The organism is Neorhizobium sp. P1_A6, from assembly GCF_056406795.1.
In genome coordinates this window covers 190,072-207,416 of the sequence record NZ_JBFTZM010000004.1, presented here as the reverse complement: position 1 = coordinate 207,416, position 17,345 = coordinate 190,072, and the positions used below count along the sequence as shown (strand labels likewise).

Here is a 17,345-nt window from a genome sequence, read left to right as displayed (position 1 = left end):
AGCAATACCAACGATAAAACGGGAAACACTCATTCATGAAGCTCGCGACACTGAAGGATTCCACCCGCGACGGCCGCCTGGTCGTCGTCTCGAAAGATCTCACCCAGTGCTCGGAGGTCGGTCATATCGCCCGAACCCTCCAGGCAGCGCTCGACGACTGGGCGTATGTCGGTCCGCGGCTCGAACGGGTGGCGGACGGTATCGAGACCGGTGCGCAGCCGACCATCCGTTTCCATGAACATGATGCGGCATCGCCGCTGCCGCGCGCCTATCAATGGGCGGACGGATCGGCTTACGTCAATCACGTCGAGCTGGTACGCCGGGCGCGCAATGCCGACATGCCGGAGAACTTCTGGACCGATCCGCTGATCTACCAGGGCGGGTCCGACAGCTTTCTCGGGCCGCGCGATCCGATCCCACTCGGTGACGAGGCCTGGGGCGCCGATATGGAAGGCGAGATCGCGGTGATCGTCGGCGACGTGCCGATGGGGGCTTCCCTGGATGAAGCGCGGGAGGCGATCCGTCTCGTGCTCCTCGTCAACGACGTGTCTCTGCGCGGGCTCATCCCCTCCGAACTCGCCAAGGGTTTCGGCTTCTTCCAGTCGAAACCGTCTTCCGCCTTCTCGCCGGTCGCGGTCTCTCCGGACGAGCTGGGTTCCGCCTGGGATGGCAGCAAGCTTTCGCTACCGCTCAAGGTCGACCTGAATGGCAAGCCGTTCGGCCGGGCCAATGCCGGCGTCGATATGACGTTCGATTTCCCGCAGCTTATCGTCCATGCGGCCAAGACACGGCCGTTGGTCGCCGGCACGATCATCGGTTCGGGCACGGTCTCCAACAAGCTCGATGGAGGACCCGGCAGGCCGGTCGCCGATGGCGGCGCCGGTTATTCCTGCATCGCCGAGATCCGCACCATCGAAACGATCAACCTCGGCGTTCCAAAGACGCCGTTCCTGCATTTCGGGGATACGGTGCGGATCGAGATGAAGGACGACAAGGGTCATTCGATCTTCGGTGCGATCGAGCAGACCGTGACGAAATACGAGAAGGCGGGATGAGCGATACGGTTCTCTACGATTATTGGCGGTCCTCGGCGAGCTATCGGCTGAGGATCGCCCTCAATATGGTCGCCGAAATATTCCGCACCGTCCCGGTCGATATCATCGCCAAGGAGCACCGAGCCGAGAAGCATCTCGCCCGCAATCCGCAGGGGCTGGTGCCGGTTCTGGAGATTGACGGGCATACATTCACCCAGTCGCTGGCGGTGATCGAATATCTCGACGAAACGCGCGGCGGCGCCTTCCTGCCGGGTGATTCTGTCGGCCGGCAGCGGGTGAGGGCGCTTTCCTATGTCATCGCCATGGAAATCCACCCCGTCGGCAATTCGCATGTCGGCGCCCATGTCATGTCGATCACCGGCGGCGGAGAAGAGGCGCGCGTTGCCTGGATGCGGAAGTTCATCGGCGAGGGGCTGGCGGCGTTCGAAGTGTTGCTCGACTCACCCTCGACCGGCGCGTTCTGTCATGGCGACCGGCCGAGCATGGCGGATATCTGTCTCGTGCCGCAGGTCTACAACGCGCGGCGATGGGGCGTCGATCTCTCTGCCTGCCCCAGGCTCGTCGCGATCGCTGACCGCTGCGTCGAATTGAAGCCCTTCGCCAACGCCCATCCGGACCGGGCTAAGCCTTCAGGTAGCTGATCACCGCGTCGGCGATCATGCCCTTGTGGCGTTCCATGGTCGCCGGCTCCGAAAGATCTCGACGGAAGATGGTGCCGAACGTGTAGCGGTTGGAGACGCGGAAGAAGCAGAAGGCGCTGATCAGCATGTGAATGTCGATCGGGTCGGCCGTGCGGGCGAATACGCCGGCGGCGACGCCGCGTGCCAGGATCGCGGCAATGGTCTCGATGACCGAGACGTTCAGGTCGCGGATCGCGTCCGAGCGCAGCATATGGGCGGCGTGGTGGATGTTCTCGATGCTGACCAGCCGGACGAAATCCGGGTTGGCTTCGTCATGGTCGAACGTGGTCGAGATCAGCACGCGCAGCGCCTGTTCCGGCGGCAGGTTGGAAAGCTGCAGGTCCTCTTCGAGCGTGCGGATCTTGCGGTAGGCGCGTTCGAGGACGGCAAGGTAAAGCCCTTCCTTGCTGCCGAAATAATAATAGATCATCCGCTTCGAGGTGCGGGTCTTCTCCGCGATCGCATCGACGCGGCCGCCGGCAAGCCCGTGAGTCGCAAACTCCTCCGTCGCCACGTCCAAGATGTTTTCCTGGGTGCGCTGTGGATCGTTTTTCCTGCCGTTTTCGCGTTTCGCCGCCATCCTCAAAGCCGCCTTTGCCGTTGCGTACCGCCCGTGCTTAGAGAAGCGGGCATTGTGGACGCTCGATCGTTCACATCGAATTTCCGCATTTTTTCCAAAGTCATAACGGGCTTGCGCTTCGCTTTCAATAGATCGCGCTTGACATACTCACTAGTTCGTACATTTTATTGTTCTGCCGATCGATCCCTGAGGAGGCGGTCCCGGCGGAGGCTATCTTGTCAAACGAATTGGACGGGTGACTGTATTTGCAGTCGCTACCGTCGCTATCCGATGACGGAGCCTGGGGAGGACTGGAAATGACACGGATCATCGATTTCTTATTCCTTGTGCTGAAGGTCGTCATAGCCCTGCTTCTGGCAGGCATGGTGGTGCTGGTCTTCGGCAATGTCGTACTGCGTTATGCCTTCAATCAGGGCATTACCGTTTCAGAAGAGCTGTCGCGGGTCTTCTTCATCTGGCTTACCTTCCTTGGTGGGGTTGTCGCGATGCGCGAACATGGCCATCTCGGCGTCGACTCGCTTCTGAAGCGGCTACCGCCGACCGGTGCCAGGATCGCAGTGCTGATGGGGCAGGGGCTGATGCTCGTCGCCACCTGGCTGATGATCAGCGGAAGCTGGACGCAGACGCTGATCAACCTGCCAGCGACCATGCCGGCGACCGGCATTTCGATGGGCTGGTTCTACGGCGCCGGCCTCGCCTTCGGGGTTCCGACCTTCCTCATCATTCTCTGGGATGCCTTCCAGGTGGCCACCGGCCGCATCGATATCGCAACCGCTCAGCTGGTGCGCGACAGCGAGGAGGAAGTGGCTCTCGACAATCATCCGGAAGCCGCGGTCGCCGCCGGCATCACCAAGGCCTGAGGAGAGACCGATGACGCTCACCATTTTCCTCGGCGCCCTTCTTGGCCCCATGGCGCTCGGCGTGCCGATCGCCTTCGCGCTGATCCTCAGCGGTGTTGCGCTGATGATGTACATGGATATTTTCGACGCCCAGATCGTCGCCCAGAACGTGCTGAACGGCGCCGACAGCTTTCCGCTGATGGCGGTTCCCTTCTTCCTGCTGGCCGGCGAGGTGATGAATACCGGCGGCCTGTCGAAGCGTATCGTCAATCTCGCCATGGCGCTCGTTGGCCATGTGCGCGGCGGTCTCGGTTTCGTGGCGATCTTCGCCGCCTGCGTCCTGTCGAGCCTATCCGGTTCGGCAGTCGCCGACGCTGCGGCGCTCGGTGCGCTTCTCTATCCGATGATGATCAAATCGGGCCATGACCCGGCACGGACCGGCGGTCTTCTGGCATCGGCTTCGGTTATCGGGCCGATCATTCCGCCGTCGATCGGTTTCATCCTCTACGGCGTCGTCGGCGGCGTCTCGATCACCAAGCTCTTCCTCGCCGGTATCGTTCCGGGGCTGCTGATCGCGGTGGCACTCTGCATCGCCTGGCTGATCGTCGCCCGCAAGGAGCAGTTCGAACTGCCGAAGCGCCAGAGTCGCGAACTCCGAATGAAGGCCTTCGTCGACAGCATCTGGGCGCTGATGCTGCCTGTTATCATCATCGTCGGCCTGAAGTTCGGCGTATTCACCCCGACCGAAGCAGGCGTCGTGGCTGCCGTCTATTCGCTGTTCGTATCGATGGTCGTCTATCGCGAACTGGCGCCGTCCGAACTCTTCAACGTCTTCGTGGCGGCAGCGAAGATCACCGCGGTGGTGATGTTCTTGGTCGCATGCGCGGCGGTCTCCGCCTGGCTGATCACGGTTGCCGACGTGCCCGGCGATCTCGTCAAGCTCATAGAGCCGCTGATGGACAACCAAACGCTGCTGCTGCTTGCCATCATGGTGCTGATCGTCGTCGTCGGCACCGCCATGGACATGACGCCGACCATTCTGGTGATGACGCCGGTGCTGATGCCGATCATCAAGCAGGCCGGCATCGATCCTGTGTATTTCGGCGTGCTGTTCATCATCAACAACTCGATCGGCCTGATCACGCCGCCGGTCGGCACCGTCCTCAACGTCATCTGCGGGGTCTCCAAGCTGTCGATGGAAGACCTCATGAAGGGCGTGATGCCTTTCATGATCGCCGAGCTGATCGTTCTCTTCCTTCTCGTCCTCTTCCCGCAACTGGTGACCGTGCCGGTCGCCTGGTTCGGGCATTGAGGCCGGGGAGTTTCTGCCAAGTGCATATCAACCGGCCGTGGGGGACCCGGCCATCCAGTGGGAGGAAAGCATGTTCAACAAGATGATGAAACTGGCGCTCGGGATCGCCCTGCCGGTGATGCTGTTTGCCGGCACGGCGTCTGCCGAAGTCCGTGCGCATACGCTGAAGTTTGCGGCGGCCAACAACAAGGGCCATCCGCAGGTCACCGGCATGGAAAAATTCGCCGAGATCGTCAAGGCGAAGAGCGGCGGCAAGATCGAGATCAAGTTGTTTCCGGGCGGCGTGCTCGGCGGCGACGTGCAGACCGTCTCCGCCCTGCAGGGCGGCGTGGTCGAGATGCTGGTGCTGAATGCCGGCATCCTGTCGAGCAACGTCAAGGCGTTCGGTGCGGTCGACCTGCCGTTCCTGTTCAACAGCGGCGAGGAAGCCGACAAGGTAATGGACGGTGCCTTCGGCAAGAGCCTTTCCGACAAGCTGCCGGCGACAGGCCTCGTCGGTCTCGCCTATTGGGAACTCGGCTTCCGCAACCTCACCAACAACCGCCGCCCGGTCACCAAGCTCGAAGACATCAAGGGCTTGAAAATCCGTACGCTGCAGTCGCCGATCCCGATCGAGCTGTTCAACAGCCTCGGTGCCAATGCCGTGCCGCTGCCCTACACGGAACTCTATACCGCGCTTGAGACCGGCACGGTCGATGGGCAGGAAAATCCGTTCGCCAACATCATCAACGCCAAGTTCTACGAAGTGCAGAAGTACCTGACCGTCACCCGTCATCAGTACAATCCGCAGATCGTGCTGATCAGCAAGAAGTTCTGGGACGGCCTCAACGATGAGGAGAAGGGCATTCTGCAGTCGGCTGCGACGGAAGCACGCGATTTCCAACGCAAGGTTTCCCGCGAAGCGGATGCCAAAGCGCTCGACGAGATCAAGAAGACCGGCATGCAGGTCACCGAGCTCAACGCCGCTGAAACCCAGAAGATCCGCGATGCCGTGAAGCCGCTGATCGACAAGTTCAGCGCCGACGTGGGTGCCGATACCGTGTCGCTGCTCTTCAAGGAACTGGACGCCGCCCGCAAGAAGTAACATGCCTGCCGGTCCGTCTTTCAGGCGGACCGGCTTTTCCATCCAATGAGGCGCTACACCCATGGCCGAGACATTGCTGAAACCCTTGAAGGCCGGGCTGATCGGCGCCGGCATCCAGGCCTCGCTGACGCCGGCCATGCATATGAAGGAAGGTGCAGCTCAAGGCTTCCGCTACGAGTATGAGCTGATCGATCTCAATCTGCTCGGCCTGACGCCCAGCAGCCTGCCTGATCTCCTGGACGATGCGGAAGCGCGCGGGCTGATTGGTCTGAACATCACCCATCCCTGCAAGCAGGTGGTCATTCCCTATCTCGACGAACTCTCCGACGAGGCGCGGGCGCTCGGCGCCGTCAACACGGTGGTGCTGAAGGACGGCAAGCGGTTTGGCCACAATACCGACTGGTGGGGATTTGCGGAAAGTTTCCGGCGCGGCCTGCCGGGCGCCGATCTGAGTGCGGCGGTTCAGATCGGCGCCGGGGGCGCGGGCGTTGCGACGGCTTATGCGATCCTGTCGCTTGGCCTCACGGCGCTCACGGTGTTCGACCGCGAGCCCGATCGGGCGGAGCAGCTTGTGCAAACGATGTCGGTTCTTTTTCCGGAGGCATCCATAACGGCGTCACCGGATATCGCTTCGGCGATGCAGGATGTCTCGGGCATCATCCATGCGACGCCGACTGGAATGGCCAAATATCCAGGTGTGCCGCTGCCGCCGGAGCTTCTCCAGCCGCATCACTGGGTCGCGGAGATCGTCTATTTCCCGCTCGATACCGAGCTTTTGAAAGTGGCCAGGGAGCGGGGCTGCCGGGTGCTGAACGGCGGCGGCATGGCCGTCTTCCAGGCGGTCGGCGCTTTTCAGCTGTTCACCGGCCGGGAACCGGATGCGGCCCGCATGCTCCAGCATTTCAAGGCACTGACGGCCTAAGGGAAATCCTCGAAGCCTGCTCGTCACATAGTCGCGCACGACAATACGCCGTTCGGTCCCGGATTTGGGATCGAGGTGCCTCTTTTTAGGCGCCTGCGATTTTTGCCGGTTATCCCGGCAGCGGGTCTGGCGATCCTGGCTTGGCCGACTATAGTGGCCGGGCCGCACCTTCTGCGGCATCACCCCCGCCTGCCGAAGAACGCCCAAGGTAATTTCTCATGACGCTTGCCATTTCCGCCAAAGACATCGACGGCAAGGCTCTCATCGACGAGTTGAAGCAGTGGGTCGAGATCGAGACGCTGACGCTCGATGCGGTTGCGGTCAATGTATTGGCGGATCGGGTCGAGGCAATCGGCAAGGCGGCTGGTCTGGAGACGGAACGGCTGCCGGGCACGCTCGGTTTCGGCGATATCCTGGCGATCCGCTCGCCGCGCCCGGCCGGCAGTAACGAAAAGACCGTTTTGATACTGGCGCATCTCGACACCGTGCATGCGGTCGGCGTGATCGACAACCAGCTGCCGCTGCGTCAGGAGGGGGATAAACTCTATGGCCCCGGTATCTACGACATGAAGTCCGGCGCGCTGATGGCGCTCGAGGCGATGAAGCTCGCAGTCAGGCACGGCAGCAGGATGCCGATCGACCTGATTTTCGTGCCCGACGAAGAGATGGGGAGCTTGTCGTCGCGCGCCTTCATGGAAGAGGCGGCGAAGAATGCAGGTTACACGCTGGTGGTGGAACCCGCCCGCGACGGCGGCAAGATCGTCGTCGCCCGCAAAGGGGTCGCCATGTACGATGTCACCGTGCGGGGGCATGCTTCGCACGCCGGAACGAGGCCGCAGGATGGCCGCAGTGCCATTCGCGCAGCTGCCCGGCTGGTTCTGGAGCTTGAGGCGCTCAACGATACCGAACGCGGCGTCACCGTCACGGTCGGGACGATAGCGGGTGGAACCGGCCGCAACACGGTGCCGGCGGAATGCCGTCTGCAGGTTGACGTTCGTGTTCCCGACGACGTGATCGCCAGGCAGATCACGGGCAAGATTGAGGCGATGAAACCTGTCGATCCGGACATCACTTTCGAAATCGATGGCCGGATGAACCGTCCGCCGTTCGCGCAGTCCGACGAGGGCAAGCGCCTTTTCGATGTTGCCGCTGAGATCGCCGACGGCCTCGGCATCAAGCTCGAAGGAATGGCGACGGGCGGCGGCTCGGACGGCAATTTCACCGCAGCGCTCGGCGTGCCGACGCTCGACGGGCTCGGTGCAGACGGTGCCGGCGCCCATACGTTCAACGAGCATATCTTCGTCAGCAGCGTTGCGCCGCGCACCGCCCTGCTCGCCAACCTGATGATCTCGCTCGAAGCGAGATAACCTATCTCAGGCCGGCAAGGTCACTTCGAACGAGTTGGCGATGCGGACCTTGCCGACCTCGATGACGTGCCGCATGGCGGAGATCGCCCTGTCAGGATCACGCGAGGCGACCGCATGGGCGATCCGCAGGTGGTTGGTGGCGACCTCATCGATCTTTTCCGGCGAGGCGGCGGGCGAGGAGAGCTGGAAGGAGATGGCAAGCGCCGCCTCGATCAGCGCGCTTGCCGAGCGCATGAACGGATTGCCCGACATGCGGGCGATAGCAAGGTGGAATTCCAGGTCCACCTTGGCGATGGTTTCCGGCGTGTGGGACAGGTCGTCGAATTTCGCGGCGATCGCGTAGAGCGCGACGATATCATCGCTGGAGGCACGTAGCGCGGCGGCGGCTGCTGCTGCCGGTTCCAACGCCATGCGCATTTCCGCCAGATGCTCGATGAATTCGTAATCCAGCCCTGATTCGAAGCGCCAGCCGAGCACGTCCGAATCGAAGAAGTTCCAGCTGGCCTTGTCGAGCACGCGGGTGCCGACCTTAGCCTTGGCTTCGACCAGCCTCTTGGCCGAGAGCGTCTTCATGGATTCGCGCAACACCGTGCGGGAGACGCCGAAACGGGCGGAGAGCTCGGTATCGCCGGGCAGCAGGGAACCTTCCGGGATCTTGCCGGAAACGATCCCCCGGCCGAGCTCCGCCACCACATGCGCGTGGTTGCTGCGGCGCTTTCGTCCACTGATCGTCGTTTCCAGAAGTCCCACTCAGATCTCCTTCAGCCGGCTCTCGGCCAGTCGCCGGTTTGAATACCAGATGATTCCGCGCTGCAATACAATGAAGACGAAGAGCAGGATGCCGATGACGATTTTCGTCCACCAGGACGACAGCGTGCCGTCGAAGACGATGTAGGTCTGGATCAGCCCCTGGATCAAAATGCCGATGAATGTTCCCGCGACCAGGCCGACGCCGCCGGTGAGCAGCGTGCCGCCGATGACGACGGCTGCGATCGCATCGAGCTCGACGCCGACCGTCGCCAGCGAATAGCCGGACGAGGTGTAGAGCGTGTAGGCAATGCCGGCGAGGCCCGAGAGGAAGCCGGACAGCGCGTAGATGCCGATCGTCGTGGAGCCGACCGGAACCCCCATCAGCTCGGCTGATTGCTGGCTGCCGCCGATGGCATAGACATTGGCGCCGAAGCGGGTGCGGCCAGCGATGAAAGCTCCGACGATGAACACCAGCAGCATCAGCAGGGCAAGCGCGGTCAGCCTGCCGCCACCCGGGAAGCGGAAATAGAAGCCCTGGATCGTGTCGATCATCTCGTGGCTGATCGGTACGGATTCCGTCGAGATCAGGTAGGCAGCGCCTCGGGCCAGGAACATGCCGGCAAGCGTCACCACGAAGGGCGGTATGCCCAGATAGCGGATCATGGCGCCCATTAGACTGCCGAACAATGTCGAGATGACGAGCACGGCGGCGAAGGCGACGAGTGGGTGGACACCGAGCGAGCCGACCAGGACGGCGACGAAGACGCTGGTAAAGGCGATCACCGAGCCGATCGACAGGTCGATACCGCCCGACAGGATGACGAAGGTCATGCCGACCGCGGCGATGCCGAGAAAGGCGTTGTCGGTCAAAAGGTTACCGATAACCCGAGTCGACAGCATGTTCGGGAACTGCAGAACGCAGAGGGCATAGGCGATGACGAAGATGCCGAGCGTGGTGACGAAGGGCAGGTTGCGGGTGTGGATCATCGGACCGTTCCCTCCGCCTTGTGGGATGACTCTCGGGATATAGTTTCGGCCTGGCGCCGCGGAGCCTTGACGAAGCCGAGCAACGCCATGATCGCCGGCGACTGCAGGGTCAGAACGATCATGATGATGCCGGCCTTGATGATCAGGTTGAATTCGGGCGGGAAGCCGGAAACGAGGATGCCGGTGTTGATCGACTGGATGATCAGCGCGCCGATCAGCGATGCGGTGATCGAGAAACGTCCGCCGTTCAGCGAGGTGCCACCGATGACGACAGCGAGGATGGCGTCGAGTTCAAGCCAGAGGCCGGCATTGTTGGCATCTGCGCCGCGGATATCGGCGGTGACGATCAGGCCGGCGATGGCGGCGCAGAGGCCGGAGATCGCATAGACGAAGAACAGCAGGAAGCGGGCGCGCACGCCGGCAAGGGTCGCAGCGCGGCGGTTGATGCCGGTTGCCTCGATCAGGAAGCCGAGCGCCGAGCGGCGGACCAGCAGACCGATGATCAGGGCGGCGCAGACCCAGATAAGGATCGGGATCGGAATGCCGCCGAGCGAACCGGAACCGAGCGCTGCAAAGCTGTCATTGTTGAAGGTGAGGATGACGCCTTCGGTGATCAGCTGGGCGATGCCGCGGCCGGCGACCATCAGGATCAGCGTGGCGATGATCGGCTGGATGTCGAGCAGGGCGACCAGCACGCCGTTCCAGAGGCCGCAGGCGAGGCCGACGCCGAGCGAGATCAGGATCACGACCGGCAGCGGATAATCGTGTGCGATCAGCGTCGCGGCGACTGCACCGCAGATGGCGATCACCGCACCGATCGAGAGATCGATGCCGCGAGTGGCGATGACCAGCGTCATGCCAATCGTCAGCAGCGCGACGGGGGCGGCGCGCACCAGGATATCGATCAAACTGCCGTAGAGCCGGCCGTTCTGGAACGAAACGTTGAGGAAGCCGGGCGCGACTGCCGTGATAAGGGCAAGGATGACTGCAAGCGCAACGATCTGGGGTGCCAGCCGTTTCAGCCGGCGGGTGAAGCGGTCCATCATGCGGCCTCCGTGTGGGCCGGCGCTGCGATCGCCTGCATGATGTTGTCGGCAGTCACCCGATCGCCCTTGAGTTCGGCGATATGTTTGCGGTCGGACAGCACGATGACGCGATGGGCGATGGCGGTCAGTTCCTCCAGTTCCGAGGAGATGACCACCAGCGACATGCCTTCGGCACAGAGTTTTTCGATCATTTTCAGGATTTCCGCATGCGCGCCGATATCGATGCCGCGCGTCGGTTCGTCTAATATCAGCAGACGGGGTTCGGTCGCCAGCCAGCGGGCGAGGATCGCCTTCTGCTGATTGCCGCCGGAGAGGAATTTCATCTGCCTGTTGGGGTCGGCCGGCCGGATATCCAGCGACTTGATGAAGTTTTCCGCGAGCGCTGCCTTTTCCCGCGAGGAGATCGGCTTTGCCCAGCCCTGCCGGGCCTGGACGGCGAGCGCGATGTTATCGGCGACCGAAAAATCGCCGATAATTCCGTCCGTCTTGCGTTCTTCCGGGCAGAAGCCGAAGCCGCTGGCAATCGCCGCTTCCGGAGAGGAGAGGGCGACCTGCTGGTTGTCGACGGTCGCAGTGCCGCTGTCGGCACGGTCGATGCCGAAAAGCAGGAAGGCGGTCTCGGTGCGGCCGGAGCCGAGCAGGCCCGCGACGCCGACCACTTCGCCGGGTCGGATGTCCAGATCGAAAGGTGCGACGCTGCCGCGCTTGCCGTAGCCTGAGAAGCGGATCGGCGCTTCGGCCGTCGAGGCGACGGTTTCTTCCTGCGCCTGATGTTCGCGGGTGATGTGCTGCAACTCGCGGCCGAGCATCATCGAGATCAGCTCCAGCCGCGGCAATTCGACGAGCTTGCGGGTACCGACGAGCCTGCCGTTGCGCAAGACCGTGACACGGTCGGCGACCGCATAAACCTGATTGAGAAAATGGGTGATGATGATGATGCCGAGGCCTTCCTCGCGCAGCCGGCGAAGGACGGTAAACAGCATCTCCACTTCGTGGCCATCGAGGCTGGCGGTCGGCTCATCGAGCACCAGAACCTTGCCGGACAGGTCGACGGCGCGGGCGATGGCGACCAGCTGGCGGATGGCAACGGAATAGGACGAGAGCAGGGCGTCGACATCGATGTCGAGGCCGTAACGCTCCAGAAGCGCCTTCGACCGGCGGCGCATTTCGCGGCGGTCGATCAGACCGAACCGGCGTGGCTGGCGGCCCAGGAAAAGGTTCTCCGCGACCGTCAGGTTTTCGAGGAGGTTGACCTCCTGATAAACGGTGCCGATACCGAGGCCTTGTGCTTCCGCGACGCTCGACGGGGTCACCTCGGCGCCATCGAGGCGCATGGTGCCGTGATCGCGGCTATAGACCCCGGTCAGGATCTTGATCAACGTCGATTTACCGGCGCCGTTTTCGCCGAGGAGAGCATGAATCTCGCCGCGTTCGAGGGTGAAATCCACGCCCTCGAGCGCCGTGATGCCGAGGAAGGCCTTGCCGATGCCCCGGGCTTCCAAAAGTGAATTCGTATCCGACATGCCTAAAGTCCCGCATCTATCGAAGAACCGGAGCGGCGAGGTGCACCGCTCCGGTTGCTGCAGTCGCCCGGCTCTAAGGGGTAAGGGTAGAGCCGGGCGGCGGGAGGTCAGTAACCGAGGCCCTTCTTGGCTTCGTAGACCTTCATCGGGTCATCCTTGGCGGTATAGAGTTTCGATTCCGTCTGAATCCACTTCGGCGGAGCCTTCTTATCCTTGAGATAGGCATTGAGGGCTTCGAAGGCGGGGCCGGCCATGTTCGGGGTCAGCTCGACCGTCGCATTGGCTTCGCCCTTGGCCATCGCCTGGAAGATGTCCGGCACGGCGTCGATCGAGACGACCTTGATGTCGGAACCGGGCTTCAAGCCGGCTTCCTTGATCGCCTGGATGGCGCCGACCGCCATGTCGTCGTTATGGGCATAGACCGCGCAGATGTCCTTGCCGCCGCCCTCGGCCTTGATGAAGCTTTCCATGACTTCCTTGCCCTTGGTGCGGGTGAAGTCGCCGGTCTGCGAGCGGGCGATCTTGATGTTGGAATGTCCGGCGATCGCCTGTTCAAAACCCTTCTTGCGGTTGATGGCGGGCGAAGAGCCGGTCGTGCCTTGAAGTTCCACGACCTTGCAGTTCTTGGAACCGATTTCCTTGACCAGCCAATCGCCGGCGACCTTGCCTTCGAACACCTGGTCGGACGTGACGGCGGTCAGATAGAGGTCCTTCGGCGATTCGATGTCGCGGTCGAGCAGGATGACCGGGATTTTCTCTTCCTTGGCTTCCTTGAGAACCGCATCCCAGCCGGTGGCGACCACCGGTGCGATGAAGATCGCGTCGACCTTCTGGGCGATGAAGCCACGGATCGCCTTGATCTGGTTTTCCTGCTTCTGCTGGGCGTCGGCGAATTTCAGGGTGACGCCGCGTTTTTCGGCTTCCTGCTTGGTGACCGTGGTTTCGGCGGCACGCCAGCCGGACTCCGAACCGATTTGCGAGAAACCGATCGTTAGAGACGCGGCGGAAACGCCGGATGCCAAAGACAGGGTGAGAGCGGCTGCAGCTGCCGCGAGAGCTCTTTTCATCTTAAATCCTCCCAGAGATGAGAAAGCGAACTGACGCTGCAAGGTTTGGCATATAATATTACTTTTTCAAGCGCTATTTTCGAACGAATTTTGAAAAGAGCGACGTCCCCTCTACCTTTGAGGGAAACAATCGTTTGAATCTGCAGGATAAATGGCGTTTCCGAAAAATATCGGAATTGGCGAAAGCGCTTTTTCTTATCCTTGACAAGCCCGCCGCCAATCCAATAGTCGTATTAATGACTACATCGGGCCAGACGGTTCTGATGGGAGGAGTGGCATGGCGACAGGAGACGCCATGTTGATATTGGAAGCATTTGGGTGATGAAATCGATGTTGCGGGTTCTTCAGGTCGTGAATGGCGCTGGTGCGTCTATTGTCGTCGCATGGGATGGCGAAGGTGCTGCCCGTGCGGTCAACGGCGTTTCGTCAACCTATGACCTCGCCTCCCAGGCGATTGCCGCCGGCCAGACCTTGGCTCAGCGTATCGACGCGGTCGGTCTCGGCGATGTCGTCGATCTTGAAAAGGCTGCGGGCGAAGGTCGCCTTGGCCTGCCGATCACCCATCCGGACCCGGCGCATTTCATCGTTGCCGGCACCGGATTGACCCATCTCGGCTCGGCCGATGGTCGTGACAAGATGCACAAGGCGGCGCAGGCGTCGGAAAAGCCGACCGATTCCATGCGCATGTTCCTGATGGGCGTCGAAGGCGGCAAGCCGAAACCCGGCGAGGCCGGCGTGCAGCCGGAATGGTTCTATAAGGGCAACGGCTCACAGCTTCGCGCCACCGGCAGCGATCTCGTGTCGCCGGCCTTTGCGCTGGACGGCGGCGAGGAGCCGGAACTGGCGGGCATCTATCTGATCGGTCCGGACGGCACGCCCTTCCGGCTGGGCTTCTGTCTCGCCAACGAATTTTCCGACCACGTGACGGAGAAGGGCAACTACCTCTGGCTCGCCCATTCGAAGCTGCGCCAGGCGGCCCTCGGCGCGGAACTTCTGGTCGGCGACCTGCCGGACCACGTGGAAGGCACATCACGCGTGCGGCGCGGCGACGAGGTAATCTTCGAAAAGCCGTTCCTGTCCGGCGAGGCGAACATGTCGCACACGATCGCCAACCTCGAACATCATAATTTCAAATACGACATCTTCCGTCAGCCGGGCGATCTGCATGTGCATTTCTTCGGCACGGCGACGCTGTCGTTCTCGGAAGGGATCAAGACGGAGCCCGGCGACGTTTTCGAGATTTCCGCTGCTCCCTTCAAGCTGCCGCTCGTCAACCGGCTGACCGTCGCGGCGGATGCGCCCGTGACGATCAAGAAGCTCTGAGGCGGTCATGGCTCCCATCCGCGTCGCCATTGTCGGGCTTGGAAAGATCGCAAGGGATCAGCATCTCGGCGCGATCGAAGCGACCGACGGCATCGAGCTCGTCGCCGTCGCCAGCCGTCACGCCAAGCTCGATGACATCGCCTGCTTCCACGAAATCGGCGACCTGCTCGCCTCGGACGTCGAGTTCGATGCCGTCTCTCTCTGTACGCCGCCCGTGGGCCGCTTTGAGCAGGCAAAGGCAGCACTCGATGCCGGCAAGCATGTGATGCTCGAAAAGCCGCCGGGTGCTACGCTTTCTGAGGTTTACGCGCTGGAAAAACTCGCTAGGGCGAAGGGTGTTTCGCTGTTCTCGACCTGGCATTCGCGCGCGGCCGCAGCTGTCGAGCCGGCACGGGCGCTGCTTGCCAAACGCAGGATTCGCAGCGTTGCGGTGGAATGGAAGGAAGATGTCCGCCACTGGCATCCGGGCCAGGCCTGGATCTGGGAGCCGGGTGGCCTCGGCGTCTTCGACCCCGGCATCAACGCGCTGTCGATCGTCACGCGCATCCTGCCGGAGAGCTTTCATCTCACCCGTTCCGAATTGACCTTCCCGGCCAACAGGGCGGCGCCGATTGCGGCAAGCCTGTCTTTCGAAACGGATGGCGGCGTGCCGGTTTCGGCTGAATTCGACTGGCGCCAGACCGGACCGCAGACCTGGGACATCCGTGCGGAGACCGACGAGGGTCCGATCGTTCTGACCCATGGCGGCAGTCGTCTTTTCGTCGATGGCAAAAGCGCGATCGTCGAAGAAGACCGTGAATACCGCAATCTCTATCGTGATTTCGTCGCGCTGGTGGCCGAAAGCCGCAGCGATGCCGATTTCTCGCCGCTGGTGCATGTCGCCGATGCCTTTATGCTGGGCCGGCGCATTGAAACAGACGTATTTGAGGACTGATGATGACCAATTCGGAAAACGTAACTTCGAACGAGATCGCCGAAACCGGCAAGGGTGGCCAGGTGGCCAGAAAGCTCCGCTCTCGCGCGTGGTTCGACAACCCGTCGAATGTCGATATGACGGCGCTCTATCTTGAGCGCTACATGAATTTCGGTCTCAGCCAGGCGGAACTGCAGTCCGACCGACCGATCATCGGTATCGCGCAGACGGGTTCCGACCTTTCGCCGTGCAATCGGCACCATCTGGAGCTGGCGCATCGTCTGCGCGAGGGCATTCGCGAAGCAGGCGGGATTGCCATCGAATTCCCGGTCCATCCCATCCAGGAAACGGGCAAGCGCCCGACCGCCGGCCTTGACCGCAACCTTGCCTATCTTGGCCTCGTGGAAGTGCTTTACGGTTATCCGCTGGATGGCGTCGTGCTGACGATCGGCTGCGACAAGACCACCCCGGCCTGTCTCATGGCGGCGGCAACCGTCAACATTCCAGCGATCGCGCTCTCCGTCGGTCCCATGCTGAACGGCTGGTTCCGTGGTGAACGCACCGGTTCCGGCACCATCGTCTGGAAGGCGCGCGAACTGCTGGCCAAGGGCGAGATCGATTATGCGGGCTTCGTGAAGCTCGTTGCCTCCTCGGCGCCGTCCACCGGCTATTGCAACACGATGGGCACGGCGACGACGATGAATTCGCTCGCCGAAGCGCTCGGCATGCAGCTTCCGGGCTCTGCCGCGATCCCGGCGCCTTATCGCGACCGGCAGGAGGTCTCCTATCTGACCGGGCTTCGCATCGTCGAGATGGTCAAGGAAGACCTGAAGCCTTCCGAGATCCTGACCAAGGAAGCCTTCATCAACGCCATTCGCGTCAATTCGGCGATAGGCGGCTCGACCAACGCGCCGATCCATCTGAACGCGCTCGCCCGGCATATCGGCGTGGAGCTCACCGTCGACGACTGGCAGACCTATGGCGAGGAAGTGCCGCTGCTCGTCAACCTGCAGCCGGCCGGCGAATATCTCGGCGAGGACTATTACCATGCAGGTGGCGTGCCGGCCGTTGTCAACCAGCTGATGACCCAGGGCCTCATCCATGAGGACGCGATGACGGTCAACGGCAAGACGATCGGCGAGAACTGCCGTGGCGCGATCATCGAGGACGAGAAGGTCATCCGCCGCTATGACGAGCCTTTGAAGCCCCATGCCGGTTTCCGGGTGCTGCGCGGCAATCTGTTCTCTTCGGCGATCATGAAGACCAGCGTCATCTCGCCGGAATTCCGTCAGCGTTATCTCTCCAACCCGAACGATCCGGAAGCCTTCGAAGGCAGGGCGGTCGTGTTCGACGGGCCGGAGGATTATCATCACCGGATCGACGATCCGTCGCTCAAAATCGACGCGCATACGGTCCTGTTCATGCGCGGCGCCGGCCCGATCGGGTATCCGGGTGCGGCGGAAGTCGTCAACATGCGCGCTCCGGATTATCTTCTGAAGCAGGGCATCTCGTCGCTCGCCTGCATCGGCGACGGCCGCCAGTCGGGAACCTCGGGCAGCCCGTCGATCCTCAATGCCTCGCCGGAAGCCGCCGCCGGTGGTGGTCTCGCGATCCTGCGGACCGGCGATCGGGTGCGCATCGACGTCGGTCGCGGCACCGCGGACATCCTGATCTCCGATGAGGAGATGGCCGAGCGCCGCAAGGCTTTGGAAGCCGACGGGGGATACCGTTATCCGGAGCATCAGACGCCCTGGCAGGAAATCCAGCGCCACTATGTCGGCCAGCTCGAAACCGGCGCAGTGCTGGAGCCGGCCGTCAAATACCAGCGGATTGCCCAGACCAATGGCATTCCGCGCGACAATCACTGACCGTTTCGGTTCTCAGGGCGGCGAGGGGC

At 62.2% G+C, this 17,345-nt stretch carries 16 protein-coding genes; 10 read left to right on the top strand and 6 right to left on the bottom strand.

The features are described from left to right. Positions 1-35 precede the first annotated feature (35 nt). Both AC1D3C_RS10380 and maiA read left to right on the top strand, forming a co-directional pair. Entirely contained in the window at positions 36-1,055 is a 1,020-nt protein-coding gene (locus tag AC1D3C_RS10380; protein ID WP_477482814.1) for a fumarylacetoacetate hydrolase family protein, read from the top strand. After that, positions 1,052-1,696: a maleylacetoacetate isomerase gene (gene maiA / locus AC1D3C_RS10375; RefSeq protein WP_477482813.1), complete on the top strand. Its 645-nt coding sequence runs from the start codon at positions 1,052-1,054 to the stop codon at positions 1,694-1,696. Before AC1D3C_RS10380 ends, maiA begins: the two co-directional genes overlap by 4 nt. Here maiA and AC1D3C_RS10370 read toward each other — a convergent pair. Continuing rightward, positions 1,677-2,315, bottom strand: coding sequence for a TetR/AcrR family transcriptional regulator (locus AC1D3C_RS10370; protein ID WP_477482812.1), 639 nt, complete (start codon positions 2,313-2,315; stop codon positions 1,677-1,679). The genes maiA and AC1D3C_RS10370 overlap by 20 nt on opposite strands. A 296-nt stretch (positions 2,316-2,611) precedes the next feature. Here AC1D3C_RS10370 and AC1D3C_RS10365 point away from each other — a divergent pair, with 296 nt between their 5' ends. The 5 genes from AC1D3C_RS10365 to AC1D3C_RS10345 all read left to right on the top strand — a co-directional run bounded on the left by AC1D3C_RS10365 (position 2,612) and on the right by AC1D3C_RS10345 (position 7,839). Continuing rightward, entirely contained in the window at positions 2,612-3,175 is a 564-nt protein-coding gene (locus AC1D3C_RS10365) for a TRAP transporter small permease (protein ID WP_247036820.1), read from the top strand. Between the two features lie 10 nt (positions 3,176-3,185). Continuing rightward, positions 3,186-4,466 (top strand): TRAP transporter large permease, encoded by a 1,281-nt coding sequence (locus AC1D3C_RS10360; protein ID WP_247036821.1) that lies wholly within the window; start codon positions 3,186-3,188, stop codon positions 4,464-4,466. Between the two features lie 70 nt (positions 4,467-4,536). Further along, positions 4,537-5,550: a TRAP transporter substrate-binding protein gene (locus tag AC1D3C_RS10355; protein WP_477482811.1), complete on the top strand. Its 1,014-nt coding sequence runs from the start codon at positions 4,537-4,539 to the stop codon at positions 5,548-5,550. Positions 5,551-5,611: 61 nt separating this feature from the next. Further along, on the top strand, positions 5,612-6,472 hold the full coding sequence (locus AC1D3C_RS10350) for a shikimate dehydrogenase (RefSeq protein WP_477482810.1): 861 nt from the start codon (positions 5,612-5,614) through the stop codon (positions 6,470-6,472). 218 nt (positions 6,473-6,690) lie between these two features. Continuing rightward, positions 6,691-7,839 carry a M20 family metallopeptidase gene (locus tag AC1D3C_RS10345; RefSeq protein WP_477482809.1) on the top strand — a complete coding sequence of 383 codons (1,149 nt, stop codon included), beginning with the start codon at positions 6,691-6,693 and terminating at the stop codon, positions 7,837-7,839. 6 nt (positions 7,840-7,845) lie between these two features. Here the strand turns inward: AC1D3C_RS10345 and AC1D3C_RS10340 are convergent, their stop codons facing one another. From AC1D3C_RS10340 to ytfQ, 5 genes are all read right to left on the bottom strand, one after another. Beyond that, on the bottom strand, positions 7,846-8,589 hold the full coding sequence (locus tag AC1D3C_RS10340) for a FadR/GntR family transcriptional regulator (protein WP_038543725.1): 744 nt from the start codon (positions 8,587-8,589) through the stop codon (positions 7,846-7,848). Continuing rightward, on the bottom strand, positions 8,590-9,576 hold the full coding sequence (yjfF, locus tag AC1D3C_RS10335; protein ID WP_477482808.1) for a galactofuranose ABC transporter, permease protein YjfF: 987 nt from the start codon (positions 9,574-9,576) through the stop codon (positions 8,590-8,592). Continuing rightward, a complete protein-coding gene (locus AC1D3C_RS10330; RefSeq protein WP_477482807.1) occupies positions 9,573-10,622 on the bottom strand; it encodes an ABC transporter permease in 1,050 nt (349 codons plus the stop codon). Before AC1D3C_RS10330 ends, yjfF begins: the two co-directional genes overlap by 4 nt. Then, complete coding sequence (locus AC1D3C_RS10325) at positions 10,619-12,145, bottom strand: sugar ABC transporter ATP-binding protein (RefSeq protein WP_477482806.1); 1,527 nt, start codon at positions 12,143-12,145, stop codon at positions 10,619-10,621. The genes AC1D3C_RS10330 and AC1D3C_RS10325 overlap by 4 nt, the downstream gene beginning before the upstream one ends. Before the next feature lie 107 nt (positions 12,146-12,252). After that, positions 12,253-13,212, bottom strand: coding sequence for a galactofuranose ABC transporter, galactofuranose-binding protein YtfQ (ytfQ, locus tag AC1D3C_RS10320; protein WP_038543717.1), 960 nt, complete (start codon positions 13,210-13,212; stop codon positions 12,253-12,255). Positions 13,213-13,542: 330 nt separating this feature from the next. Between ytfQ and araD1 the strand changes: the two genes are divergently transcribed. From araD1 to AC1D3C_RS10305, 3 genes are read left to right on the top strand one after another with little or no spacing between them, the layout of a single operon-like run. Continuing rightward, on the top strand, positions 13,543-14,535 hold the full coding sequence (gene araD1 / locus AC1D3C_RS10315; protein ID WP_477483009.1) for an AraD1 family protein: 993 nt from the start codon (positions 13,543-13,545) through the stop codon (positions 14,533-14,535). A gap of 7 nt (positions 14,536-14,542) precedes the next feature. Then, on the top strand, positions 14,543-15,469 hold the full coding sequence (locus AC1D3C_RS10310) for a Gfo/Idh/MocA family protein (RefSeq protein ID WP_477482805.1): 927 nt from the start codon (positions 14,543-14,545) through the stop codon (positions 15,467-15,469). A 2-nt stretch (positions 15,470-15,471) separates the two neighbouring features. Next, a complete protein-coding gene (locus AC1D3C_RS10305; protein ID WP_157885240.1) occupies positions 15,472-17,316 on the top strand; it encodes an IlvD/Edd family dehydratase in 1,845 nt (614 codons plus the stop codon). Positions 17,317-17,345: the final 29 nt, after the last annotated feature.